26 protein-coding genes are annotated in these 23,964 nt (G+C 46.9%); 12 read left to right on the top strand and 14 right to left on the bottom strand.

What is annotated here, in order from left to right:
- Window positions 1-102: 102 nt before the first annotated feature.
- Window positions 103-1,407, bottom strand: a complete 1,305-nt coding sequence (locus EHQ17_RS05860; protein ID WP_135590435.1) for an O-acetylhomoserine aminocarboxypropyltransferase/cysteine synthase family protein — start codon at window positions 1,405-1,407, stop codon at window positions 103-105.
- 299 nt (window positions 1,408-1,706) lie between these two features.
- On the opposite strand from EHQ17_RS05860, the gene EHQ17_RS05855 reads away from it, so the two are divergent.
- Window positions 1,707-3,365: a hypothetical protein gene (locus EHQ17_RS05855; protein WP_135590436.1), complete on the top strand. Its 1,659-nt coding sequence runs from the start codon at window positions 1,707-1,709 to the stop codon at window positions 3,363-3,365.
- A 6-nt stretch (window positions 3,366-3,371) separates the two neighbouring features.
- On the opposite strand, the gene EHQ17_RS05850 is transcribed toward EHQ17_RS05855, so the two are convergent.
- From EHQ17_RS05850 to EHQ17_RS05835, 4 genes are all read right to left on the bottom strand, one after another.
- Window positions 3,372-4,142 (bottom strand): RsmE family RNA methyltransferase, encoded by a 771-nt coding sequence (locus EHQ17_RS05850; protein ID WP_135590437.1) that lies wholly within the window; start codon window positions 4,140-4,142, stop codon window positions 3,372-3,374.
- Window positions 4,143-4,148: 6 nt separating this feature from the next.
- Window positions 4,149-4,580 (bottom strand): hypothetical protein, encoded by a 432-nt coding sequence (locus EHQ17_RS05845; protein ID WP_135590438.1) that lies wholly within the window; start codon window positions 4,578-4,580, stop codon window positions 4,149-4,151.
- 60 nt (window positions 4,581-4,640) lie between these two features.
- Window positions 4,641-5,468: a flagellar-coiling protein FcpB gene (gene fcpB, locus EHQ17_RS05840; protein WP_135590439.1), complete on the bottom strand. Its 828-nt coding sequence runs from the start codon at window positions 5,466-5,468 to the stop codon at window positions 4,641-4,643.
- A gap of 135 nt (window positions 5,469-5,603) precedes the next feature.
- Window positions 5,604-6,899 (bottom strand): AAA family ATPase, encoded by a 1,296-nt coding sequence (locus EHQ17_RS05835; protein WP_135590440.1) that lies wholly within the window; start codon window positions 6,897-6,899, stop codon window positions 5,604-5,606.
- Window positions 6,900-6,994: 95 nt separating this feature from the next.
- On the opposite strand from EHQ17_RS05835, the gene fliN reads away from it, so the two are divergent.
- Window positions 6,995-7,513 carry a flagellar motor switch protein FliN gene (gene fliN, locus EHQ17_RS05830; protein ID WP_135590441.1) on the top strand — a complete coding sequence of 173 codons (519 nt, stop codon included), beginning with the start codon at window positions 6,995-6,997 and terminating at the stop codon, window positions 7,511-7,513.
- Window positions 7,514-7,698: 185 nt separating this feature from the next.
- On the opposite strand, the gene EHQ17_RS05825 is transcribed toward fliN, so the two are convergent.
- The 3 genes from EHQ17_RS05825 to EHQ17_RS05815 are packed head-to-tail and all read right to left on the bottom strand — an operon-like array spanning window position 7,699 to window position 10,067.
- Window positions 7,699-8,631 (bottom strand): SPFH domain-containing protein, encoded by a 933-nt coding sequence (locus EHQ17_RS05825; protein WP_135590442.1) that lies wholly within the window; start codon window positions 8,629-8,631, stop codon window positions 7,699-7,701.
- A gap of 1 nt (window position 8,632) precedes the next feature.
- Complete coding sequence (locus EHQ17_RS05820; RefSeq protein ID WP_135590443.1) at window positions 8,633-9,571, bottom strand: SPFH domain-containing protein; 939 nt, start codon at window positions 9,569-9,571, stop codon at window positions 8,633-8,635.
- Between the two features lie 25 nt (window positions 9,572-9,596).
- Complete coding sequence (locus tag EHQ17_RS05815) at window positions 9,597-10,067, bottom strand: NfeD family protein (RefSeq protein ID WP_135590444.1); 471 nt, start codon at window positions 10,065-10,067, stop codon at window positions 9,597-9,599.
- Between the two features lie 110 nt (window positions 10,068-10,177).
- On the opposite strand from EHQ17_RS05815, the gene EHQ17_RS05810 reads away from it, so the two are divergent.
- From EHQ17_RS05810 to EHQ17_RS05775, 8 genes are all read left to right on the top strand, one after another.
- Window positions 10,178-10,618, top strand: coding sequence for a heme-binding domain-containing protein (locus tag EHQ17_RS05810; protein WP_135590445.1), 441 nt, complete (start codon window positions 10,178-10,180; stop codon window positions 10,616-10,618).
- 14 nt (window positions 10,619-10,632) lie between these two features.
- Window positions 10,633-12,045, top strand: coding sequence for an argininosuccinate lyase (argH, locus tag EHQ17_RS05805; RefSeq protein WP_135590446.1), 1,413 nt, complete (start codon window positions 10,633-10,635; stop codon window positions 12,043-12,045).
- Window positions 12,042-12,935 (top strand): peptidylprolyl isomerase, encoded by an 894-nt coding sequence (locus tag EHQ17_RS05800; protein WP_135590447.1) that lies wholly within the window; start codon window positions 12,042-12,044, stop codon window positions 12,933-12,935. The genes argH and EHQ17_RS05800 overlap by 4 nt, the downstream gene beginning before the upstream one ends.
- Window positions 12,932-13,573, top strand: coding sequence for a hypothetical protein (locus EHQ17_RS05795; RefSeq protein ID WP_135590448.1), 642 nt, complete (start codon window positions 12,932-12,934; stop codon window positions 13,571-13,573). Before EHQ17_RS05800 ends, EHQ17_RS05795 begins: the two co-directional genes overlap by 4 nt.
- Before the next feature lie 53 nt (window positions 13,574-13,626).
- Entirely contained in the window at window positions 13,627-14,610 is a 984-nt protein-coding gene (locus EHQ17_RS05790; RefSeq protein WP_135590449.1) for a hypothetical protein, read from the top strand.
- Window positions 14,607-15,632 carry a flagellar motor switch protein FliM gene (fliM, locus tag EHQ17_RS05785; RefSeq protein WP_135590450.1) on the top strand — a complete coding sequence of 342 codons (1,026 nt, stop codon included), beginning with the start codon at window positions 14,607-14,609 and terminating at the stop codon, window positions 15,630-15,632. The genes EHQ17_RS05790 and fliM overlap by 4 nt, the downstream gene beginning before the upstream one ends.
- Window positions 15,633-15,727: 95 nt before the next feature.
- A complete protein-coding gene (locus EHQ17_RS05780) occupies window positions 15,728-16,549 on the top strand; it encodes a helix-turn-helix domain-containing protein (RefSeq protein WP_135590451.1) in 822 nt (273 codons plus the stop codon).
- A gap of 63 nt (window positions 16,550-16,612) precedes the next feature.
- Entirely contained in the window at window positions 16,613-17,254 is a 642-nt protein-coding gene (locus tag EHQ17_RS05775; protein ID WP_135590452.1) for a class I SAM-dependent methyltransferase, read from the top strand.
- 85 nt (window positions 17,255-17,339) lie between these two features.
- Here the strand turns inward: EHQ17_RS05775 and EHQ17_RS05770 are convergent, their stop codons facing one another.
- Complete coding sequence (locus EHQ17_RS05770) at window positions 17,340-17,561, bottom strand: ferredoxin (RefSeq protein ID WP_069607179.1); 222 nt, start codon at window positions 17,559-17,561, stop codon at window positions 17,340-17,342.
- A gap of 243 nt (window positions 17,562-17,804) precedes the next feature.
- Between EHQ17_RS05770 and lsa33 the strand changes: the two genes are divergently transcribed.
- Window positions 17,805-18,734, top strand: a complete 930-nt coding sequence (gene lsa33, locus EHQ17_RS05765; protein ID WP_135590453.1) for a surface adhesin Lsa33 — start codon at window positions 17,805-17,807, stop codon at window positions 18,732-18,734.
- A gap of 114 nt (window positions 18,735-18,848) precedes the next feature.
- Here the strand turns inward: lsa33 and EHQ17_RS05760 are convergent, their stop codons facing one another.
- Together EHQ17_RS05760 and queF are read right to left on the bottom strand one after the other, a co-directional pair.
- Window positions 18,849-19,115, bottom strand: coding sequence for a SemiSWEET transporter (locus EHQ17_RS05760; RefSeq protein ID WP_135590454.1), 267 nt, complete (start codon window positions 19,113-19,115; stop codon window positions 18,849-18,851).
- A gap of 16 nt (window positions 19,116-19,131) precedes the next feature.
- Window positions 19,132-19,533, bottom strand: coding sequence for a preQ(1) synthase (queF, locus tag EHQ17_RS05755; protein ID WP_135590455.1), 402 nt, complete (start codon window positions 19,531-19,533; stop codon window positions 19,132-19,134).
- 97 nt (window positions 19,534-19,630) lie between these two features.
- On the opposite strand from queF, the gene guaA reads away from it, so the two are divergent.
- On the top strand, window positions 19,631-21,442 hold the full coding sequence (guaA, locus tag EHQ17_RS05750; protein ID WP_135590456.1) for a glutamine-hydrolyzing GMP synthase: 1,812 nt from the start codon (window positions 19,631-19,633) through the stop codon (window positions 21,440-21,442).
- Window positions 21,443-21,512: 70 nt separating this feature from the next.
- Here the strand turns inward: guaA and EHQ17_RS05745 are convergent, their stop codons facing one another.
- Genes EHQ17_RS05745 through EHQ17_RS05735 form a run of 3 tightly spaced genes read right to left on the bottom strand, consistent with a single transcriptional unit; the run spans window position 21,513 to window position 23,652 of the window.
- Window positions 21,513-22,784: an adenylate/guanylate cyclase domain-containing protein gene (locus EHQ17_RS05745; protein ID WP_135590457.1), complete on the bottom strand. Its 1,272-nt coding sequence runs from the start codon at window positions 22,782-22,784 to the stop codon at window positions 21,513-21,515.
- A gap of 2 nt (window positions 22,785-22,786) precedes the next feature.
- The gene (locus EHQ17_RS05740) at window positions 22,787-23,191 is read right to left on the bottom strand and encodes a pyridoxamine 5'-phosphate oxidase family protein (RefSeq protein WP_135590458.1); all 405 of its coding nucleotides are present in this window, start codon (window positions 23,189-23,191) and stop codon (window positions 22,787-22,789) included.
- Complete coding sequence (locus EHQ17_RS05735) at window positions 23,188-23,652, bottom strand: hypothetical protein (protein ID WP_135590459.1); 465 nt, start codon at window positions 23,650-23,652, stop codon at window positions 23,188-23,190. Before EHQ17_RS05735 ends, EHQ17_RS05740 begins: the two co-directional genes overlap by 4 nt.
- Window positions 23,653-23,964: the final 312 nt, after the last annotated feature.

The following is a 23,964-nucleotide window of genomic DNA, read 5'->3' as shown; positions in this document are numbered from 1 at the left end:
CACTTTTCTTTTCGCCGGGTAACTTTTCAGTTACTTTCTTGGACCGGTTACGGAAAAGAAAAGCGGCCGATTTCCGATTAAAAAAAGTTCGATCGAAAAAGATCAGACCTTTTTTAAAGCCTCTTCGAGATCGAACAAAATATCTTCTAGATTCTCCAGACCGACCGAAAGACGGACGAAGTCAGGGCTCACTCCCGCAGACGCTTGTTCTTCCGGAGTCAACTGTTGGTGTGTCGTAGAAGCCGGGTGAATGGCGAGCGATTTCGCGTCCCCTACGTTCGCAAGAAGAGAAAACAGTTCGAGTCCGTCGATAAACTTCTTCGCTTCCGCAATCCCTCCTTTGATTCCGAAACCGAGGATGGCGCCGTATTGATCCCGTTTGTGATATTTTTTCGCAAGCGCATAGTGTTTGTTCGATTTCAAACCGGGGTAGTTGACCCAGGAAACCTTGGGATGTTTGCTCAGATACTCCGCGACTGCAAGAGCGTTTTCGGAATGTTTGGCCATTCTCAGAGGAAGAGTTTCCACACCTTGGAGAATTTGCCAAGCGTTGAACGGAGAAAGTGCGGCTCCGATATCGCGCAAACCTTGAAGTCTCGCCTTGAGGATGTAGGCGATATTGATTCCTCCGAACGGTTCGAACTTACCGAATACCTCCCAGTATTTCAGACCGTGGTAACTCGGATCCGGCTCGGTGAAGTTTTTAAATTTCCCGTTACCCCAGTTGAATTTACCGGAATCCACGATGATCCCTCCGATGGAAGTTCCATGACCTCCCAAAAATTTGGTCAGGGAGTGGACTACGATATCGGCTCCGTGTTCGATCGGATTGACCAGATAGGGGGAGGGAAGGGTGTTGTCCACGAGGAACGGAACCCCCGAATCGTGGGCAACTTTGGCGATGGCCGCGAGATCGAGAGTGTCTAGTTTAGGATTTCCTAATGTTTCCGCAAAAAACGCCCTGGTTTTGTCGTTCACGGCCTTGCGGAAATTTTCCGGATCGGATGGATCCACGAAATGGACCTTGATTCCTAGTTTAGGAAAGGTATAGTGCAAAAGGTTGTAGGTCCCTCCATACAAAGAAGCGGAAGCCACGATTTCTTGACCGGTTTCCACGATATTCAAAAGTGCTAGGGTTTCGGCCGCTTGACCGGAAGCAGTCGCAAGAGCCGCGACTCCTCCCTCCAAAGCCGCCACACGCTGCTCTAAAACATCCGTGGTAGGGTTCATCAGGCGGGTATAAATGTTTCCGAATTCCTGAAGACCGAAAAGACGGGCGGCGTGATCCGTATCCTTAAATACGTACGACGTGGTTTGGTAAATGGGTACCGCACGGGAAGTTGTGGTGGGATCGGGAGATTGGCCTCCGTGAAGCGCAATGGTTTCTGGTTTATAATTTCTTGGCATGGAATCAAGTTCTCCTTTTTGGTCGTAAAATAGAGGGCTTGCACAAAAAGTCAAACAAAAATCTGTTATATTGAAATTGGAATCTGTTTATGCGGAGAGGGAATAAAAAATTTCCATTGCAATTTCTAAGCATTCTGATTCCATTCTCACCCAATGCGTAAAAACCTCGAAATTCGGACGGTTTCCGCTGTTAGAAGTTTAGAAAGGGAGATTTGTTCTACGATACTTAGGAAAGACCGACTTGGAAAAGTCGTAGAAAACATTTCTTCGTATTTTTGGGTGGAGAATCGCACCGATTTATGATCCAACGTTCGCATTTATTTTTAGCAATCGTTCTATTTCTTTCCGTTCCTGCCGCCACGCAGGCGCAACAATTTTGGATCCCGCCGGGAAGGCAGTACATGCACCCTCCGGATCCGTTTACGTACGATATCGGAATCAATAAATTCGATAAGGATTATTACCTTTATGTCGCACCGACCGTGAATCTGAATTTCGGAGGGGATTTCGGAGCTTCTCTCACAGTTCCCCTTAACTTTTTGATGTATGACGTAGATCCCAAACAGGAAAATTCCAAAATCGGAAAGTTGCGGGCCTTCGATTACAATGAAAAGAGTGATTATCTTCGTGTGATCAACAATATTTGGTTTGGTCAGTTTGGAACATACAAACCCGGGGAAATCACGTATTCGGCGTTTATCGGTAGAATTTTCGACGGGTATGTAGGGCACGGGACGATTCTCAACCGGTATGTGAACAACCAAAGATTGGACGTTTACAACCTGGGTCTTCAGGCGGACCTCAACAGCGACTACGGAGGGGTGCAGGTTTTTACGAACTCTCTTTATACACGAGAAGTCAATTCCGCGAGAATTTACATCCGACCGTTTGCAATCGCCATGAAGGCGATCGATCTTATCCGAGGCAGGTCGAGAACGGTTTCCCTACTCACCATAGGACAAGGAAACGTAGCGGATGAGGCCGGAAGAAAAAAGGTCTATGAAGAAGTGGGTGCGGAAGAAAAGGAATCGTATCGCGCCTTAATCGAGGATCAAAAAACCAACGAAAAACGGGAAGGAACCGTCTTTTCGGATAAGATCCCCGAAAAAAAAGGCGGGGGGCAAAAGGAAGGGCTACGGGAGTTATTCAACCAGGACAATTGGGCCAATCGTTTCGCGATCGGTTATACGACCGCATTCGACAGCAAGGCGCCTCTGGAATTGAAATTCGATAGCACAGGAAAATTGCGCGTGGACGAGAACAACAATCCTCTCGTAAAATCCGTGGAAAAGGTGAGTATCACCGGTTACGATATCGAATACAAATTGATCGGAGCGAAATACGTGGAAATGACTCCGTATTATGACGTAAACAAGATCAAACAAATCGACGGAGCGACCGGAACCCACTACGGAGTAATGTTTCGTTTCGGCGGGAAGGATATCTATCTGAACGTAAAACCGGAATACAGAAACATGAGCGCCACATACATTCCGATGTATTTCGACAGTTTCTACGAACTGGAACGATATCAGGGAAATTTGCAGAGTAATATTCCGATGACGAAGTTAGAGAACGCAAAACTCGCCGATCCCGACGGCCCCAAGGTCAAAGGATATTTCACGACCGTGTTGTTCAATTTTTACCGGATCGCACTCGAGACCAACTACGAAAACTATTCCGGACCGGACAACTCCAGAATTTTCGTGGGAATTTATATCCCTTTCGGAACCTTGGTTTTGCTCAACGGATATTATATGAAAAAGGGTTTCAACGAAAATAAGGAAGCCTTTATCTTGGACGACCGTTCCCAGGGAGCCTTGGAACTCGCGATCAAACTGGGATTTGCGGCGATCCGTTTGCAGAACGTTCGAAAATGGGTTTATGACACGGCGACCAACGAATACGAAGCCAAAGACGAACAGAAAGTGCTTTTCTCAAGCAATGTAAGTTTTTAGAATATTCTAAAATTCTAATTGAGATAAGAGAAAGGCTAAAGCCGTTTCCGTACGCAATACTCGTTTTGAAACGCGGATTCCGGAAAACCCCCTCTTTTTCCAGAAATCCAGTTCCTCAGGAACGAGTCCGCTTTCCGGACCTAAGACGAATAAAAACGAACCGATAGGGTCAATGTCGCGCCCCGGGCCTAAGGTAGTGAATATTCCGTTTTTCGAAAGAACGGAATACAACGAATCACCCTTTCGATCCAACACGAACGATTGCGAGCATTTGCGTTCGGTTTCCAACTCGGAAAGAAGAGATCGTGTATCGTTTCGAAATTCCGTTTTGACTACGGGAAAAAAAACGTTTTTTCCCTGTTCCATACCTTCGATCAGTTCGGCTTCCATCTCTTCCCGTTTCCAAACGGGCGAAGTAAGATATTCCCGTCTCGAATTTTTGGCGAGAAAAAAGGTAATGGAAGCGATTCCCCAGGTTCCGGCCAATTGTAAAATCTTCCGAACCGTAGGCGGACGATTGACCGCCAAAAGAAGATTCACTTCAAAAACGCGGGGCCGAGGACGGAACAAGGGACGGTATCTTCCTACGATCGAAGAAGATGAAATTTCCTCCAAAACGAAAACGCCTAGGCTCTCGTTTAACATTCCGGCTTTGATTTTATCTCCCGGTTTTTTATTTAAGATTTTTGTAATATGCGAAATTCGTTTCGGCTCTTGAATCAAAAAACGATCCCCGTTTCCGATCCTCCATTCCTTTCTACACAAAAGCAGATTCAAATCGTTTCAAATTTCGAATTTCGGTTTGGGTTCGATCTGCTCGTCCGGATTGGACGGTTCTGAATTTTCTTCGGGTAGGATCGGTTGTTTCTGCGTTTCGGAGTTTTGTCGCTCGGTAGCAGGTTTGTCGTTCCAATCTGGAAAGGGGGAATAAAAACAGGCTCGAACGATTCCTACGGCGAGCAAAAACAGGAGCAGATTCTTGGCGAGTCGTTTGCCGGGGATTTCGCCTAACGTTCCGCGTTCACGAAAACGTTCCGTTAAACCGCCTAACGAAGAACGAAAATTTTCCAGAAAGATTTCGAAAACGTTTTTGCGATACGGGTTCTCCTGTCGAGGATCCCGATCGAATCTTCCTGAGGATTGTTTGGGAGTGAGCTCCGGGTCGAAAAGGAAGGATTCGTAACACCGCGGACACCGGACGGTCAGTTTTCCCAAATCAATGGGAATCCTGAGTTCCGTCTGGCATCGGGGACAGGGGAGAATGTAACGCACTTTTTAGTAGCGGAGCGATTCCTTCAGAGCATCCACGTTCTCTTTGTAATTTTCGTTTCCTAACTGATCGTTATAATCGAAAATTTTTGTGAAAAGTCTGTCGAACTGATCCAAATGTTTGATGTAAAATTCTTTTTTAAACGTGTTCCGAATCGGATTGGTTTTGGTGTTTTCCACGCCCGCGAGTATATATTTCCCTACGCCTTTTTCGGCTGGAGTTTCGGGACGACCGTATTCGGGATATCCGTCTTTCTGGAAGAAAATTTCCACCTTGTCGTTGTGAGAAGGTTGTGTGTTCGGTCCTCTGTCGATCACTTCGGAAACGATCTTATCTTCCAAAATCATGTTATTCTTATATATCTTGGATTTAAGTCGATTGATGTTTCTCGGAGCTTCCGTTCTCGGTTCTGGATCGTTGCTGTTTTGCCCTTCGAAGTAGATCTCCATATACTTCGCGAGAGAACCTTGAACGACCTTGTTCAGGCCTCTTTCCTCGTCGCGGATAAAGTCGTAAACTTCCACGCGGATACAGTTGTTGGCGGGATCTTCCTGATTGAGGGAAGGTAGACATTCGTCGTTATTCGCCTTTCCCTTAAACAGAACGGTCCTAAACGGAAGGACCCGCACTTTCATCTTCATGAGAACGGTATGACGCGTAAGTCTTTGGTTTAACTCGAAGACTTTTTCGTCCAATTTCTTTTCTGTTTCCAAAATGGACTGACCCAACTGGGCGTCCGACGGCGATTTTTGATCCGAGTTTGAATTCTGCTGAGAAAATACCGCAGTAGAAATCGCGACGAGAACCACTAAAAATAGCTTTTGAAGTTTCATTTCCCCTTGTCCTTTAGTGAAACGGATATTTGAATCCAGGATCGGCAAATTCCGACCCTAGAACCCTATGTGTATTATCGGAATAATAGACTCCGGATTGAATGAATGCACTACTTTTTATTGAAAAATCGGCAATTATTTCCGGGGTGCGGAGCTAGTTTCCAAATACAATTCAAACGGCGGTGGAATCGGGTTCAATCCTTTTTCCACAAGATAGGAAGCCCACTTCCGCTCCACCAAATCGCAGAAATCCCGGATCGTTCTTCCCGAATTTCCCTCCAAACATTCCGCGATCCGAGTTCGTTCTTTCGCCGTTAGGTGAAGGGCATATGTCTCTAGAACCTTGCTCCTTTCCTCGACGTCCGGCAGAGGAAAATAAATCGTCCGATCGAATCGGGAGAGGAGCGCGTGATCCAGATCCTGTTTACGATTGGTCGCCCCGATCGTTACGGAGTTTCGCTGGCTGTTGAACCCGTCGATCTTTCGTAGTAATACCGACAAAATTTTGCGCGTGGCTTCAAACATACCTTCTTCCCGGTTTCCCGCCAGAGAATCGATCTCGTCCAAAAAAATCAAACAAGCCGGAAAGAGGGCGGCGGCGTCGAAAACATACGCCATATTCTGCGCGCTTTCTCCGTAGAACTTGCTCATGATCGATTCCACCGGAACATAGATCAAAGGAAGTCCGGTCATGCAGGATACGACCCGCGCCATCGTAGTTTTTCCCACGCCCGGATCCCCTTCGAACAAAACGGCTCGCGGTCGTGTGTCGCTCGGAAATTTTCGGGTCAGTTTGGAAATTTCGGAAAGAAGGTTCGGATTTTTCAGAGGATGAATGATGGATTCTAAAATCTGTCGTTTGACCCCTTCGTAACCGGCTATGTGCTCGAAGGTGATCGCTTTTCCTCGTTTTTCGGCCTCGGCGGGTTGGAAAACTTCCACTCCCAAAGCCGCCAAAAGCTCCTCGGGTTTTGCGGTTTCTGCGGAATTTCCCGACTTGAGAAATCGAAAGAGGGAAACGGTGGCAAACAATTCCTGGCGCGTAAAATCGCCTTTTTTGGTGATTTCGACTCGGTTTTTTGTTCTGCCGGAATGGAATCGAAATCGGATCGTATCGAGTAGATTTTTGGTTTCGAATAGATTTTCGTTCAGAGCTTGGATACAATAGTATCCCGGTTCGAAGGTATGAATCCTGAGATTTTCGATATGATTTTTTAGGATTTGTAGACAATCCAACAGAGCGCTTTTGGAAATCGAGGGAACCGAAAATTCGATTTTGAGATCCTTTTTGTCCGAAGTTACCGTCGGCAAATCGGCGGAGGAAACACCGGCGGCGCTCAGTTCGGAGTGGAGAAAACTTTTCGTTTTGGTAAAATCCACCGCGTGCAGGGAGGGATCTTCGGAAGATTCTGGTTGAGAAGGGGAATTCAAACGTGTATTACCTCGATAAACCGTGAAAATACTCTTGTAGGAATCTTGGATTCTGTCGATTTCTTTACTATCGGATTCGTTTAGGAGTTGGAAAAATGGGTGAAGGTTCGCTCTCACAAGAAGACATCGACGCGCTTTTAACGGGCGGAGGCGGGGACGCCCCCTCCGGTGCGGGAGGCGGATCCGATTTTAATCTCAGCGGTGAATTGGATTCCCTTTTGGGAGGCGAATCCGGAGGCGGAGCCGGTGCCTCTGCTTCCTCCGATTCCCCTTCGTTTGCGGATATTTCCGCAGCCCTCGGGCCTTCTCCCACGCCGTCGTCCGCACCTCCCCGATCCTCCTCGCGACAATCGGCGCCCTCCCAGTCCACGAACTTGAATCTTCTTATGGACGTAAACCTGGCTCTTACGGTCGAGCTGGGGAGAACGAATATGTTCATCAAGGATGTCAACGGTCTCAACGAAGGAACCGTCGTCGAATTGGACAAAAACGTAGGAGAAGACCTGGATATCCTAGCAAACGGCCGTTTGGTGGGAAGAGGCAAGTTGGTCGCGATGGACGATTTTTACGGGATTCAAATCACCGAAATCGTAGAACAAAGTAGAAGATTATAATATACGAATCCGAAACGCGCCGGAGAAGGGCGTTTCGGTTTTTTTGTTCGGATCGAGACGGTTCCGGATCGATAAGTTTACGAAACTTCCGATTCGACAAAACGTTTCTGCCGTCGTTTTTTCGAAACGTCCGTTGTTCCATTTTCCCGTTTCGGATTGGAATCTCCGGAGTCTATTCCAAACTTCTAATTTTTGGAATCCGAAGTCCCCAAGACCGATTTGAGTATGGACTTGAAATTCGCCAAGTTGAGAGGAAGTACGATATCCGTTTTTTGATTGGAGATCTTTTCGAATTCCTTGATGAATTTCTGACCGATCCTGAGTTTTACCGCTTCCTTTCCACCCTTCGTGTTGATGGATTGCGCGAGAAGTTCGATTCCTTTGGCGGTCGCCACGGCGATGGCTTCAACTTCCTTGGCGGCTCCCTCCGCTTCGTTGATCCGTTTTTGTTTTTCCCCTTCGGATTTATTGATCGCCTCTTCCTTGAATCCGAGAGAGCGGTTGATCTTTGCGTCCCGATCCCCTTCGGATAAAGAGATTTGGGCTTTTTTGGAAATTTGGGCCTTTTTCTCTTTTTCCATCGCTTCCAAGATCGACTTCGGAGGAGTGATGTTTACGATTTCGTAACGGTTTACCTTGATTCCCCAAGGTTCGGCGGCCTGATCCAAAACTTCCAGAATCTTGCTGTTGATCGCGTCCCGCGTTTCGAACGTCACGTCCAAATCCATCGTTCCAATGATCGCCCGCATCGTGGTCTGCGCCAACTGCGAAGCCGCGAACTGGTAGTCGTTGATTCCGTAACTCGCCTTGTGCGGATCTAAAACCTTGATGTAGAGAATTCCGTCCATCTCTACCTTTACGTTGTCCTTTGTGATACAAGTCTGCGGAGGTACGTCCGTAGCTTGTTCCTTTAAGGTGTGATAATACGCGTCTTTTTCGATAAAAGGCCAAAGGAGGTGTAATCCTGCGTGTAAGGTTCTACTGTATTTTCCGAATTTTTCGACGACGATACAATCCTGTGCGGAGACGATCCGAATCGAACGGTAGAGTTTGTAAGCGAAGTAAATTCCGAACAGGGTCCAGAATATTGTGACGAAAATGTTTTGGATCGATTCCATGTTAAACCTCTTTGTCCGTTTTCAAATCCGGCAGTTTTCCGGTGATTTTGGAAAGTCCTTCGAAAACCCCGGCGATATTGGCGAGCTCCGCCGGAAGGATCGTGGTTTTGGAATCGCTCAAAATTCCTCCGAGCCCGGTCAGATAGTCCTCCGTGATTTGTAGGTTGACCGCGTCGGAGCCTCCCTCTCTGGAGATCGATTCCGCAATCATCTGGATTCCCTTTGCTTTTGCCGCGGCGATGAGTTGGATTTCCAAAGCCTTTCCGTCCGCTTCGTTGATTTTTTTGATCTTTTCCCCTTCGGAGATGTTGATCGCTTCCTCCCGTTCCCCGACGGAACGATTGATACGCGCGAGTTTTTCTCCTTCCGAAATCGTAATCTCGGCGCGTTTCACACGTTCCGCTTTTACCTGTTCTTCCATTTCGTGGAGAATTTCCTTAGGAGGAGAAATGTTTTTGATTTCATACCGTGTCACTTTGATTCCCCATGGATCGGTGGCTTCGTCCAAAGCGCGCACAACGTGGGAATTGATGTCGTCGCGTTCCGCAAACGTCTGATCCAAAATCAGTTTTCCGATTTCGGAACGTAAGGTAGTCTGCGCGAGTTGCTGCGTGGCCAACATGAAGTTTTCGATCGCATACGACGCCTTGTAGGCGTCCACTACGCGGAGATATAGGATCCCGTCCACGGCGATGGATACGTTGTCCTTGGTGATACACATCTGCGGGGGAATGTCGATCGCTATCTCCTTTAGGTTTTGTCTGTATTTGACCACTTCGATCACCGGCCAAAGAAAATGAAATCCCGCTTCCAGAGCTCCCTTAAACACACCCACTCGTTCCACCACATAACAATACTGCTGCGGGACGATGATGAACGTCTTACGAATCAGGTAAATCAACGCTATAAAAAATAACGTGAATAAAAATCCTGCGGACATGAAATTCTCCTTTGTATTTTTTTTATTAAATCGGTTCTTCGGGAATTTCCAAGGGTTCCACGACGAAGGTCAGATTGTCCCTGCCGAGAATCCTTGCCTTGCTCCCTTTGGGAATGCGCGCCTTTTTCGAGATAGCGTCCCATTCCACTCCTTGAAAGAGAATCCTTCCTCCCTTACGTTCCACGAGAACGTCTTTTACGACCGGGACCAATCTTCCGATCTGATCCTCTCGCGGAATTGTATGTTCGGATTGAGCGGGAAAAATTTTTCGGATCGTCTGACTTCCCGCGTAGATCAAAACCGTCGAAAGGATCGCCCAAATACCGAGTTGCCATCCCAAAACGAGATCGAAAAAATAAACCAAGATTCCCGTAAGAATCCCGGCCGTACCCAGAAAGGCGACGAAGGTTCCCGGAATAAAAAATTCCGCAAGAATCAACAAAACGCCCCCTCCGATCCAAAGTGCAACGGGTAGGTTGGAAAATAAGTCAGGCATGAAATCTGGATTCTCCCGAGTGGAACAAGATCGTAAATTTTTTTCAGAGTTCAATCCGTTTTTTCTATTTTAAAAAAAAGGGAATCGAACGGAATATCCAATCCAGACGTATGAAAAAAAAAATTGCGATCGTTGTCTTCACGGTCTTTGTGCTGTTTCAATTTTTTCCGTTTTCGGTTCCTTCCGGAGATAACTCGGGGGAAATAGAAGCGCCCGAAGAAGTCAAAAAAATATTGAGAAGATCCTGTTACGATTGTCATTCCGATCTGACCGAATGGCCCTGGTATACGAAGTTGTTTCCAGTGAACGTTTATCTCTATCATCACGTGGAGGAGGGAAGGGCCGAATTGAATTTTTCCGAGTGGAAATCCTTAACACGAAAGGAGCGCGCGACCAAAGCGGATTCCGTTTCGGAGGTTTTGGAAGAAGGAGAAATGCCTTTGCGTGATTATCTATTTTTACATCCGGAGGCGAAGTTATCCGCAGAGGATTTGGAAGTTCTCCGAGACTGGATCTCCTTCGTCAACGAAGAGTATCAAAAGGAAAAATAAACGGTCGGATCGAAATGACACAAAACAAAAAAAAACTCTGGGGCGGAAGATTTCAAGAGAAGGCTTCTTCGGTTTTGGAGAAGATCGGGGAATCGATTTCCTTCGATCATAAACTTTATAAGGAAGATATTCAAGGTAGTATCGCGCACGCGAGGATGTTGACGGCTATCGGAATTCTCAGCGGAGAGGAATGTGCCCGTTTGGAAAAAGCCCTCGCGCAGATCCTCGGCGAAATCGAGGAAGGCAAACTCGAATTCAAACCGGAACTCGAAGACATTCACATGCACATCGAATCCAGATTGACGGAACTCATCGGAGAAACCGGTAAAAAACTTCATACGGCCCGCTCCCGAAACGACCAGGTCACGCAGGACGTACGACTCTTTATTTTGAATCAGGGAAAGGAAATTCTCGAATCGGTCGTTTCCCTACGACGGGCGTTCTATGAAAAAGCGAAACGGAGTGTGGACGTGATCCTTCCGGGTTATACACATTTGCAGGTGGCGCAGCCGATCCGGGCCTCCCAATATCTGCTTTCCTGGTTTTGGGCTCTGGAACGCGATCAGGAATTGTTCCGTTTTGCGTTAGGCGCTTCCGCCGAACTTGCGTTAGGTGCCGGTGCTATGGCGGGAGTCAACTATCCTACGGATCGGGAGATTCTCCGTAAGGAATTGGGTCTTTCCAAAATCTCTCACAACTCAATGGACGCGGTTTCGAGCCGGGATCATATCCTGCAGTTTTTGTTCGCGGGGGTTCAATTTATGATTCACGCGTCTCGGATTTGCGAGGATATCATTTTGTATTCCTCCCAGGAGTTCGGAATTCTGCGTCTGCCGGATTCTCTGACCACCGGTTCTTCGATCATGCCTCAGAAAAAAAATCCGGATATCGCGGAACTCATCCGTGGAAAAGCGGGAAGGGTGATCGGAAATCTGAATCACGTTCTTGTGATGCTCAAGGGTCTTCCTTCCACATACAACCGGGATTTACAAGAGGATAAACTGGCCCTCTTCGATTCCATCGAAACGATACGAATCAGTTTGGAAGGAATTCGGGCGATGGTGGAAGGTTGGGTTTGGGTTCCGGAACGCGCAGAATCTTCCTTGAAAAACGGATTCGCAACCGCCACCGATCTCGCAGACTTTCTGGTGGGCGTTAAAAACGTTCCGTTTCGAACGGCGCACGAACTCGTAGGCACCTTGGTGGGAGTTTGTGTGGAACAAAAAAAGACTCTTTTCGATCTTTCGGAGACGGAGAGGAAAAAAATTTCCGAATTTTTTGTCGGTCAGGAATACGAGGACGCCGTCTCTCTTTCCTTATCCGCGGATAAAAAAATTTCCTACGGAGGAACTTCGCGTAAAAGACAAGAGGAACAATTAAAAATTGCGTTGGAATCTTTGGAGGAAGCTGAAAACTTGCGTCTATGAGAAAAACCTTCGGACTATTTCTTTTTATCTGTTTTTTCGCGTGTAACCGAAATCCGTTCGCGCAATCCCGTTATCAACCCGAGCCGTACAACGTTTCCTCCGTGGTGGTTCCGAAACAGGACGTTTCTCCGGTTTCTCTTCCCGAAAAGCCGGCGATCTACGCCGTACTTTCTACGACACAGGGAAATCTAGTCTTGGAACTCTTCGATAAGGACGCTCCGAAAACGGTGCAAAATTTCATCGACCTGGCGCAGGGAGAAAAGGAATTTTTGGCGCGAAACGGACAAAAGGTGAAGAAGCCGTTCTACGACGGTTTGACCTTTCATCGTGTCATCGAAAATTTTATGATCCAAGGCGGATGTCCGAACGGAGACGGAACCGGCGGACCGGGATATCGGTTCGAGGACGAGATCAATGCAAAGTCTTTGGGTTTGGATAAGATACAAGCGGGACAAGCTCCGTATTATCAGTATCAACTGCAAAGAGCGGTCGCCAACGAACTTCAGATCAAAACGAGAGAAGAGGCGGAAGCCAAACGCGAGCAGATCGAAAAGGCGTTCGAAGACGCGAAAAAACTTTCCGTTCTCGAGATTTTGTATCGTACCGGATACAAATACAACGAAACCGTAACTTCCCATCGTGCGCTCAAGGGCTCCTTAGCGATGGCCAACGCGGGACCAAACACGAACGGTTCCCAGTTTTTCATCAACCAAGTGGACACTCCGCATTTGGACGGATTGCATACCGTATTCGGACAATTGATTTCCGGAAGCGAAGTCGTGGATCGTATCGTAAGAGCGGGCAATTCCAAAACCACGATCAAAAAGGTTTTCATCGTGGATAAGCGGAACGTTCCCGCTTCCGAGCCGGCCGCCCCACAAACCCCATGAGCACCGCCGATACGGACAAATCCCAGGCGGGGAACTATCTCGCGGTCATCCGGGAATTGGCGTCTTACAACGCGGGTTCGAGCGCGAATCGTATCCTCGATCGATTGTCCGTGTTGCCCTCGCACGATCAGGATTCCAGAACCGCGATTTTGGAATCCGATCACGGAAAAAATCTTCCGGATCGATTGGTCGGAGTTTTGCGATTGTTTCGAATCGTCCAGTCCAAACGGCAGGAAGTGAATTCCTACTACGAAGCGGCGATGTCCCGTTACGGAATCGTAAATTCTCTCACCGCAAAACGAAGACCCAGCGACGACGAGAGCAGAATCAAACAGACTCTTACGGATTATATTCTAAAAATAGAATCTTTTTTCGAAAAGAACGACATCGCCGACGAGGCTCTGATCAAGGAGATCCACCGTTTTCTTTCCGAGTTCGAATCCTTGAATCTGTTAAACGAAACCAATCTTTCCACATTGGTTTTGTCCGCGAAGGCGATTTCCCTGATTCAACCTCCCGTGGAAAAGCTGGTCGTTTGTTACCTCGATTACGAAACCGCGGAACCGATCCTAAAGCGGTTGATTCGGATCGCGGAAATGATCATCGAAGACGCCGGAGGAACGGTTCCCAAACCCTGATTTTTCCGGATTTTTTCGTTTCTTCCCGTCCGATTTGCCGAAAATAAACCAGGATGATTCGCATTCTTCTAATCGCATCGATTTGTCTTCCTTTGGTTTTGGAAAGTTATCCGAAACGGGACGCGCGCGGCTCGGTATCGGAAAATTATTTACGACAACAGGGGATCATCACCCTGGATCTCAAAAAGATACATTTCCGGGAAAACGATCGGATCCCCGTACGACTTTCCATAACGAACACGGGACACGAAGCCGTACGGATTTTTCCTTCCGGAAGGGATCTGGAATCCTATCGAATCGTGGTCCGGGACGAGGACGGATTGCAGGTTCCCGAGAGGGACGACGAAAAACGGATCGATCCGGTCCTAAAACGGAGAAACACGATCGAATCCTTGGAAGGAAAAGAAGTCAAAGAAATCATCCTCCATAAGGACGAGGTTTTTTCCAAGGAAATCGATTTGGGTTCCCGGTTCGATCTGATTCCCGGGAAAAAATATTTCGTGACCGCGTATTTTCATCCGAACGTCCAGGAAATGCCTTCCTTGTTTGTACGTTCCAAAAATCAGCCGTATTTCTTCTTCGAACAAAAACATAACGAATCCGTATCGACCTCGGTTCCGGAGAAAGATCCTGCCGTGGACGGATTAGAACCGGAAGAAGTGATTCATCTCTTTTTGGGCTCCGAAAAAAAAAGGAATTGGACCAATCATTTTAAATGGATTTATTTTCCGGAATACGTGCAGGCATATGATCAGTATTCGGAGGAATACAATCGCGCGGAGGAATCCGAGCGGGATTTTCTCCTGGAGAATTTTAAACGATATCTCACCGAATCCAGAGCTGGACTTTTGCAGTCGTATCGGATTTTGAATACGGAACATTCTTCTCCGGGATTGGCGAAGGTTACGGTTTTTGTGGAAAGGAAATTGAATCGATTACGCTCCAAATACGAATATACGTATACCCTGAGAAGGGTTCCCGACGAACAGGGAGGCTTTTGGAAAGTGTCTAACTTGGTAGCGAAGGTAAAAAAATGACAGAGATCTTATCGCAGGATGAAATCGACGCGCTCCTCAGCGCCATCAGTTCCGGAGAAGTAAACGAGTCCGATTATGCCTCCGTTTCCGAACAGAAAAAAGTAAAGATCTACGACTTCAAACGTCCGGATAAATTTTCCAAGGATCAGATCCGCACCTTGCAGATGATGCATGAAACCTTCGCGCGACTCGCCACCACGGGTTTATCGGCGCAGTTGCGAGCGCTCGTATCCGTTCACGTAGCATCGGTGGATCAGTTGACCTACGAGGAATTCATCCGTTCGATTCCGAATCCGACTACGCTGGCCGTCATCAATATGGATCCGTTGCGCGGATCCGCGATTTTGGAAATCGACCCGTCGATTTCCTTCACCATCATCGATCGTCTGTTCGGAGGAAAAGGGGAACAGGCAAAAATCTCCCGCGAACTTTCGGAGATCGAGATGAGCGTAATGGAAGGAATCATCGTGCGTATTCTCGGAAACATGCGGGAGTCCTGGTCTACGGTGATCGATCTACGACCTCGTTTGGGGAACATAGAAACCAATCCTCAGTTCGCGCAGGTGGTTCCTCCGAACGACATGGTGGTTTTGATTACCTTGGAAACCAAGATCGGGGAGGTGGAGGGAATGACCAATCTTTGTATTCCCTACATCACGATCGAACCGATCATCAACAAACTTTCCGCACAATACTGGTATTCTTCGATTCGAAAGGGGGAATTGGACGAAAACCGGGCCGTGATCCAGGAACGATTGGATCAGGTCGCCATTCCTCTGATTGCGGAAGTCGGTTCCGTGGACGTATCGATCAACGACTTTATGAATCTTTCCATCGGAGACGTCGTCAAGTTGGAGAATACGTCCACACGTTCCGAAATGATCGTAAAAGTAGGGGAACGCAAAAAATTCAAATGTCTTCCGGGAAGAGTAGGAAGCCGACTGGCCATTCAAATCGGGGATCGGGTCGAGGACATTCCGGACGAACTTTTGGGTTCCACGAGATCGGAGCAAGAATATTAGAGATTTACAATATACGAATCCGGAATTAATTTAAGTATGACCGGTGCGGGAATTTTAGAATACGTTCCCCAAAATCGGAGAACGACGGTACTGACTTGAATCCGTTTCGATATCGAATGTCGCCCGCACCTCCGGGGATTCGGGATTACGTTCGTTTTTTTTGGTCTTTGGAATCCTCCCCATCTCCGAGTTTTCCGTTTTCCTATCGGATCATGGCGGACGGATGTGCGGAATTGTTGTTCGTTTATCGGGGAAGTTTTTTGGAAGCGGGAGTAGATCCGAAAACGGCGACGATTCCATCCGGCTTTTACGCGCAATCGGATCGGTTTCGTGATTTCGTTTCCTACGCCCCGTTCGGAATTTTCGGAGTTTACGTATATCCTTCCTTATTTCCCGTCCTATCTTCTCTTCCTTCCTACGAAGCGAACCGCCGAATCTTGACCTTCGAAGAGATCCTGGGTCGGACGGGGGTTTTGTGGGAGGAACGTGTTTGTTCAGCCGAGGACGATTTGGAACGTATCAGGATCGTGACCGAATTCATACGAAGAGCCGTATCGGAAAAAGAAACGCTGAAAACTCTCCGAATGGGAGCCGCAGCGCGGACTGTAAGTGATCGGAGCGGAAATCTGCCCATCGATGATTTGGTTTCCGGATTCTCAAGGTCGAGTAGGCAGTTCGAACGAGACTTCAAAGAGATAGTCGGATTTAGTCCGAAATTTTATTCGAGACTGGCGAGATTCCAATCGGTGCTCGAACTCGGCAACCGTCGAACCTTGACGGAGCTTGCCCAAAACTCCGGTTATTACGACCAATCGCATTTCATTCGGGAATTCCGTGAGTTTTCCGGATATTTACCGAAGGATTTTTTTTCGGGAAAAACGGAACAACCCGTTGCGGATCCGACGCCGATGGAATAACAAACCGATTCTTTGTCGTTTTTATACAATTCCTTTTTTTAGAATCTCGTTATATGTTTTTCCATGAATCGAAATCTATCCATCGCTCTCTATGAAAAACGTTTTGTCCCTTTTTTGTATGATTGTCTAATTTTCGTCATGTTTTTACCGTTCGGTGGAATCGGAAACATTCGACGTGAAACAGTGAATTCGTTCATCCATCTCCCCCGAAAACGGGTGCTGGAAGCCGGTTGCGGAACGGGGAGTATGACGAAATTCTTATACGAATCGGGATGTATCGTTTCCGCTTTCGACGGATCGGAAAAAATGTTGAAACGCGCGTCTTCTAAGGTTCCTAACGCAAAATTTTCGATCGGCTTTATCGAAAACTACGAAAGCGAAGATACTTTCGACTTCGTAGTTTTCGCCTTCGTATTGCACGAGTTAGACGAAGAGTCGCGTGAAAACGTATTAGAGAAATATAAACGTAATCTCCGTCCCGGAGGAAAAATCGTCATACTCGACCATTCCGTACCGAAACAAGGAAACGTTTCGCGATTTTGGAAATGGTTTCTACTCAAACTCGAACCTCCGAGTGTGCGAATCTGCGTGGAAAACGGATACGGGGATTTATTGGAACGTTTAGGGTTTCGAGTTTCCGAAGTCCGAACTCTCGCAGCGGGAACCGCAACCTACTGGATCGCCGAACCGGAATCAGTACAATAAAAAAGCGGCTACGCCGCTTTTTTAAATTCGATTCGAAACTGAAGAACGTCTTTCTTTTAGAGAAACTTCGTTTTAAAATCGGAGATTATTTTTTCCACTGGATACATTCGCCGGGACATTCGTCCATTTCTTTCTGAACGATTTTCCAATCCTCTTCCGGAATCGCCGCGTTGTTGATCGTTTCTCCTCCGATATGGGTTTCCGAGGTGTCATTGTCGTCCATCTGGAAATATTTCGGAAGATTGTCCGCACATTGATTGCAGGAAGTGCAGTTGTCCTTATCTACATACGCAATTTTAGTCGCCATAGGCTTCGATTCTCCTGGGTAGGTTCTCCCGGTCCGCTTAAAAACAGGTTCCAAGTTCAATTTTCTAATCGTGCTTTAGACGGCAAGTCCTTTTCCTAAGTTGTTCGGTTTGTAAGTTTTCTTCCGTCGAGGGATTTACGATCGGTCGATTTTCCTACAAACCGGAAAACATGGAAAACTCTCGACTCGAATTAAATTTCGTGTTACTTTGCCCGGAAAGAATTTATCAATGGGAGAACCAGAATGATTCAAAAGGTTTTATGCCTGGGTTTGATCGTCCTTTTCACAATTGAATGCGGAAAATCCAAAAAAGACGACCTGCAGGGCGGGGTCTTTACCTTTATCAAAGGATCGGTGAAGCTGACCGATAAAGCGGGGAAAGAAAAAAAGGCGGCTCTGTCCGAGTTCATTCTTCCCGAAGACAAGATCGAAACGGGAAAGTCTTCGTATGCGGACATTCAACTGATGGACGGAGTCATCATTCGAGTGAAGGAAAATACGATTCTTACGTTGAATCAGATTTTCGTGGATTCCAAAAATTCAGAAATTTACGCGAACCTTTCCCTCAACAAAGGAAAAATTTTCTCCAAGGTAGGGGCGAAACTCGGCAAAACCTCCGGGTTTAAGGTCAGCACTCCGACCGTTACCGCAGCGGTCCGAGGAACGGACTTTCAAGTGGAAGCCGATGGAAACAAAACGAATACTCTCGTGTCCGAAGGTTCTGTGGAAGTCGTGGACAACGACAATCCCGATCAGACGAGCGTAGCCGATGGCGGCGAAAAAGTGGTTTCCGACGGAAAAACACAATCCGAAGAGAAATTGACCGACGAAGAACTCAAAGAATTACAGAACGACGCCGCAACCGTTCAATCGGTTACCGAAGAGCAGAGACAAAGAATCGAGGAAATTTTGAAGGATTTTCAGGAGAACAAACAAAGGATTCTCCAGGGACTTGAGGATCAAAAACAGAGAAATCAGGAACTGATCCAATCAACCAAAGAGGAAAATCAGAAACTGATTCAGGACGTAAAAGAGTCCGGTAAGGCGGAAAAAGAGGCGATCAAAAACGCCGCAGACGAGGAAAAGAAGAACATCAAGGCGGGAATCGACAAGGACAAAGAGGCTTTGGAAAATTCCAGAAAATCCCTCAAGGATCAAGTGAAACCGCAATAAAACTTGGACTCGAGGTTTTTTTCTCTCGATTTGCGCTCGGCCTCGTCGTTAAACGAGGCCGGGATTTCTAAAAAATCGAAGAAACGCTCTTCCAAAAGTTTCCGATAAAGAAACTTACACGCCTCGTCGATCGTTTTTCAGTTTGAAGAATAAGATGATCGATGTGAAAAGTAGGGTAAAGATGTTCGCGAGAATGATCGGAAAATCGCGTATCAAAAATCCGTAGATCAACCAGAATACTACACCTACGATGAATACGACGTACATATTCCGAGAAATATCTTTCGTACTTCCTCCCATCACTACCCGGATCACCTGCGGTAAAAACGAGATCGTAGTCAACAAAGAAGCTACATAGCCGAGAAATGTGACCGAGTCCATAAATCCTTCTTTTAAGTTAGGCCTTTTTGTATTCGCGTGTAACGATCGTTTTGATTCCGCCTCGAGCGTTGTAATCTCCGATCACTTTCAGAGATTTCGGGTCGATCGCTTTTACGAGATCGTCCAGGATCTTATTAACGACGAACTCGTGAAAGATTCCCACGTTACGATAACTGAGAATGTATTCTTTGAAGGATTTTAATTCGACACAACGATCCGTCGGAACGTAGGAAACGTAGATCGTTCCGAAATCGGGAAGTCCCGTCTTAGGACAAACCGCGGTAAACTCTGGAACCGTAAAATCGATTGTATAATCCCTTCCTCCGTAAACATTGGTGAAAGATTCGATCTCGGGCGTTTTTAAAGCCGGAATATGATCCTGTCTTCCGTCATAGGTCTCTGGATTGTTTGTTTCCATGGATTGTATCCTTTGAGACCAGACTTTTCGGGTCTCTTTCCTGCGAAAGTTCTTTTTCCAGAAACTCGGTTCGAATCAATCGTCGTAAGAGGTTGGAATGGAAGTTCACAAAAAGATAGCCGTAGTCGATTTCGGAGGACAATACGCTCACTTGATCGCTTCCAGGATCCGAAGGCTCGGCGCTTATACGGAAATTCTTTCCAACGAAGAACCCATAACCAAGTATAAAAAATATTCCGGCATCATTCTTTCCGGCGGACCGGAAAGCGTTTACGAAACGGATTCTCCGAGCATCGACACGGAAATTTTCGACTTAGGAATTCCCGTTTTGGGAATCTGTTACGGCCACCAGCTCATCATCAAACTTTTAGGCGGGGACGTAAAACGATCCGGCACCGGCGAATACGGACCCGCTTCCTTACGATTGCATACTTCCGGGGAAAATCCGCTTTTGAAACATTTCGTGGGCGGGGAACGTGTTTGGATGAATCACGCGGACGAGGTCGTGAAACTTCCGGAAGGTTTTACACGAGTTGCGTCGTCCCAGGATTGCGGTTATGCGATCGTCGAAAATTCCTCCAAGAAAATTTTCGGGATTCAGTTTCACGCGGAAGTCAGTCACAGCGAAAAAGGTTCCGTACTTCTGGATAACTTCGTGGAAATCTGCGGAGCCTCTCGCACCTGGGGGATCGATCGTTTTCTGAAGGAAAAAATCGAGGAGATCCGGGAGACCGTTCGACCCGAGCAGAAAGTATTTATGCTCGTTTCCGGAGGAGTGGATTCCACCGTTTCCTATCTTCTTCTTTGTAAGGCTTTGGGAACGGATCGTGTTCTAGGTTTTTTGATCGATACCGGATTTATGAGAAAGGACGAGGTCCTTCCGTTACAAAGGAAGTTGGAACTTCAGAACATCCGCCTTACCGTCCGGGACGAATCGGAACTATTTTATAAAAATCTAATGGACAAAACCGATCCGGAGGAAAAGCGCAAAATCGTAGGAAATCTTTTCTTGGAAGCAAGGGACCGCGCCGTCAAGGATCTCGATCTGGAACACGGAGATTGGCTTTTGGGTCAAGGAACGATTTATCCGGATACGATCGAATCGGGGGGAACCAGACATTCTCATACGATCAAAACCCACCACAACCGGGTGGAAGCGATTCAAAAATTGATCGAAGAAGGAAAGGTCATCGAACCGATCCGCGATTTGTATAAGGACGAGGTTCGTGAACTCGGTGTTTTACTCGGTCTGGACCCGGAATGGGTGGGGCGCCATCCTTTCCCCGGTCCGGGTTTGGTCGTGCGTATGTTGGCTGTGGAAAAGAAGAGTACGCAAGAATACCAGAAAGAAATCGATTCCTATCTGGCGACCCAAAACGGATTGGCCGGAAAAATTCTTCCCGTTGCGAGCGTGGGTGTCAAGGGAGACAGACGTTCTTATGCCAACTGCGCGGTGTTAAACGATATCGGAACGGATTGGAATACTTTGGATCGGGTCGCGACTCATATTTCCAACCGTTTTTCCTTTATCAATCGTGTAGTTTTGCTTCCCTTCGAACCCGATTTAAAAAGGTTACAATTTCGTTTTACGGGAATGAAGCTGGACAAGATTTGTTCGGATCTTTTGCGTGAAGCAGATCATACGGTGGAATCCGTGATTCGGGAGGCGGGGTTGTACGACCGGATCTGGCAGATGCCCGTGGTTTTATTGCCCATCGGAGAAACGGAAACGCAGAAGAGTATCGTACTCCGTCCGGTCGAATCCCAAGAAGCGATGACCGCCAATTTTTTCCGTATGGATCGGGAAATATTAAAACGGATCCGGGAAGAGGTTTTAAAAATCGAAGGAATTCGATACGTATTTTTCGATCTTACCAACAAACCTCCCGGAACCATAGAGTGGGAATGATTCTCTCTTCGATAGATTTTCGCCAAGTTTTCGAAACTCGGCAGCAATGGATCGAAGGAGAAGGATCGTTTTAATACGAACTTTCGATTTGGTAGATTTTGATCGCTTGCGATTTTCCCTTTACGGTCACCTCGTCCAAAAATCGATTCGGAAATTTTTCCGGATTCTTTAAGGAGGCGACGGTCACTTCGCTTACGATGATCGCCGCTCCGTATTGTTTGGTGAGACCTTCGATTCGGGATGCCAAATTCACGCTGTCCCCGATGACCGTACATTCCATCCTATTTTCGTGACCTATGATCCCGAGCATAAGATGGCCGGTATGAATTCCGATTCCGTTATCGATCGTTTCTTCTCCGCGTTCCTTTCTGAGACTATTAAATTTTGCTAATACTTCCCGCATTTTCAAAGCGGCCTCAACGGCGTCTTCCGCTCTGGCCGGAAAAATCGCCATAATCGCGTCCCCTATGAACTTATCGATAAAACCATGATGTTCCCGGATGATCGGAGCGATCATTCCGAGATAGTCGTTGATAAAACGGAACGTTTCGCTCGGAGTCATTCTTTCCGAAAGTGTGGTGAATCCCCGTATATCGGAAAACATCACCGTCATCAATCCTTCGGTTTGATCGGCGAGTTGCGTTTCTAAGATGGATTTTTTACTCAGAAGAGCGAGAGTTTCCTTGGGAACAAAACGGCTGTATGCTTCCGAAAGTCTTTGTTGTGTATGATAGGCGGCGGCGTTTTCGATCGCGACCGCGATTTGATTTCCGACGATACTCAGAATCATCTCGTCCAACAATTTGAATGCGTTGATCTCCGCGCTTTCCACGGCAAAGACCCCGAGAAGTTTTTCCTTTACGAGAAGCGGGATCGCGATCTGACTTTTGGCTTCTTTGAGTCCGGGGAGTTCGATCTGTTTTTCCTCCATTCCCATGGATTGACCGACCTGTCCCGCATAACGCATCTGTGTCGAAATTCCGACCATACGCATGATCTTTTTTCGTTTTGCTACGACTCCGATCACACCTTTGCCGTATTCTACTTTGGCCCCGATTCCTCCTTGTTCGTAACCGCGGCTGGCAACCACTCTGAGAATTTCGGATTCTTCGTCCGCGAGCAGGATCATCGCGTGTTTAAAACCGAAGACCTCATCCATCACTTTCATGATTCGGTCGAAAATCTGATCCAAATCCAACGTATTGAGGATCTCCGCGGAGATCGATTGAATGATCTCTACCTCCCGGGTTTTTCGATGCAGCTTTTGGTTGAGCTCTTCGATTCCTTTTTGATTTTCCACGAATTGTTTTTTGAAGTCTTCGATTTCCTGGTCGTTGGACACGATTATTGCTCCTTGGCCTCGGTCAATTTCCGCACGGAACGTATTTCGAAAATGTCCGCCGCTTTGAGTTTGAATACGTCGCTCATTCCGGACATCGAGGCGATCGCTTCCAATTGCATCTCCATCGCTTCAAAAAGTTCGCCTTCGGTTTCCGTTCTTTGATAATAAATTTCTAATATCCAAGGTTCCAGATTTTCAGGATTCAAAACCTGTAAAAGGGCGTTCGGATTTTCCACACAATTCTTGTGGGTTTTGCCGAAAAATTGGTTGGATATCGCGACGTGGGTGGAATCCACTTCGTACACTTGGCTAACGACCGTAGCATTCGGAATCCCGTCTTTGGAACAGGTGACCATGATACTGGGAACGATTCCTTGAAGACAGGGTTGTAGGGTTTCTGTGATCATCGGATTTTATCCCCCGCCTTGGCTCCTGGAGACTGTTCGTAAAGTTCGGAAAGTTCGAACGTGACAGCGACCGCGGGGCGTAGTACGTATCGATTCCAGCCTTCGCCGGCTTTCGGCCCGAAAAATAAGGCACTATTTTCGCTTCCTGCCGCTCGAACGGATTCCATCAGTTCGTAATCGGAGTCGTCGCATTCCCGGATATCCGTGACTTTTCCTTTGTATTGTCTGGTTTTAAAAGAAGACATATGCGCGACCGTGGCGGCTATCGTTTGATTGTCTTCTATGTCTTTCCAACCCTCGGAGAAGGCCGCCCTCGGAATCAAAACCGTCGCGTGCTGATGATCTTCACTCAAACGAATTCCGAATCCTCGTACGAAATGAGGTTTGAGATCCGCGTCCCTCGTCGCGATACTGATGGATAAGGGACCGTGTAATTCTCCCGTATCTTCTGATGATAACATCGTTCCTCCACTTTTCCTTTAGAAAAGTGTTTGTACGGTTTTGGAATTCTTGATTTCAGCAAGTATAAATTTCCGTACGGAACGATATATCGTTGAAAAATGTATTCCGATTTTTTTGTATGCAAAGGATAGAATATTCTAAATTTAGAATTTAATTCCAAATAAATCGTTTTTTGTGAGAAATCGATAAGTTCATTTTTTAATTTGAACGGATTGGATTTAATGTCTCGGAAAAAATCGTTTTCGTTTTCGTTTTCGTTTTCGTTTTCGTTTTCGTTTTCGTTTTCGTTTTCGTTTTCGTTTTCGTTTTCG

Origin of the sequence: Leptospira gomenensis (assembly GCF_004770155.1) — a bacterium.
Classification (GTDB): domain Bacteria; phylum Spirochaetota; class Leptospiria; order Leptospirales; family Leptospiraceae; genus Leptospira; species Leptospira gomenensis.
This window is presented reverse-complemented; position numbering and strand designations above follow the sequence as displayed.

Coding starts and splice junctions, on each gene's coding strand:
- EHQ17_RS05855 (WP_135590436.1), top strand. CDS start 1,707: ATGATCCAACGTTCGCATTTATTTTTAGCAATCGTTCTATTTCTTTCC.
- fliN (WP_135590441.1), top strand. CDS start 6,995: ATGGGTGAAGGTTCGCTCTCACAAGAAGACATCGACGCGCTTTTAACG.
- fcpB (WP_135590439.1), bottom strand. CDS start 5,468: ATGAAACTTCAAAAGCTATTTTTAGTGGTTCTCGTCGCGATTTCTACT.
- EHQ17_RS05760 (WP_135590454.1), bottom strand. CDS start 19,115: ATGGACTCGGTCACATTTCTCGGCTATGTAGCTTCTTTGTTGACTACG.
- fliM (WP_135590450.1), top strand. CDS start 14,607: ATGACAGAGATCTTATCGCAGGATGAAATCGACGCGCTCCTCAGCGCC.
- lsa33 (WP_135590453.1), top strand. CDS start 17,805: ATGATTCAAAAGGTTTTATGCCTGGGTTTGATCGTCCTTTTCACAATT.
- argH (WP_135590446.1), top strand. CDS start 10,633: ATGACACAAAACAAAAAAAAACTCTGGGGCGGAAGATTTCAAGAGAAG.
- EHQ17_RS05860 (WP_135590435.1), bottom strand. CDS start 1,407: ATGCCAAGAAATTATAAACCAGAAACCATTGCGCTTCACGGAGGCCAA.
- EHQ17_RS05770 (WP_069607179.1), bottom strand. CDS start 17,561: ATGGCGACTAAAATTGCGTATGTAGATAAGGACAACTGCACTTCCTGC.
- EHQ17_RS05790 (WP_135590449.1), top strand. CDS start 13,627: ATGATTCGCATTCTTCTAATCGCATCGATTTGTCTTCCTTTGGTTTTG.
- EHQ17_RS05795 (WP_135590448.1), top strand. CDS start 12,932: ATGAGCACCGCCGATACGGACAAATCCCAGGCGGGGAACTATCTCGCG.
- EHQ17_RS05810 (WP_135590445.1), top strand. CDS start 10,178: ATGAAAAAAAAAATTGCGATCGTTGTCTTCACGGTCTTTGTGCTGTTT.
- EHQ17_RS05820 (WP_135590443.1), bottom strand. CDS start 9,571: ATGTCCGCAGGATTTTTATTCACGTTATTTTTTATAGCGTTGATTTAC.
- EHQ17_RS05775 (WP_135590452.1), top strand. CDS start 16,613: ATGAATCGAAATCTATCCATCGCTCTCTATGAAAAACGTTTTGTCCCT.
- EHQ17_RS05800 (WP_135590447.1), top strand. CDS start 12,042: ATGAGAAAAACCTTCGGACTATTTCTTTTTATCTGTTTTTTCGCGTGT.
- queF (WP_135590455.1), bottom strand. CDS start 19,533: ATGGAAACAAACAATCCAGAGACCTATGACGGAAGACAGGATCATATT.
- EHQ17_RS05735 (WP_135590459.1), bottom strand. CDS start 23,652: ATGTTATCATCAGAAGATACGGGAGAATTACACGGTCCCTTATCCATC.
- guaA (WP_135590456.1), top strand. CDS start 19,631: ATGGAAGTTCACAAAAAGATAGCCGTAGTCGATTTCGGAGGACAATAC.
- EHQ17_RS05825 (WP_135590442.1), bottom strand. CDS start 8,631: ATGGAATCGATCCAAAACATTTTCGTCACAATATTCTGGACCCTGTTC.
- EHQ17_RS05815 (WP_135590444.1), bottom strand. CDS start 10,067: ATGCCTGACTTATTTTCCAACCTACCCGTTGCACTTTGGATCGGAGGG.
- EHQ17_RS05740 (WP_135590458.1), bottom strand. CDS start 23,191: ATGATCACAGAAACCCTACAACCCTGTCTTCAAGGAATCGTTCCCAGT.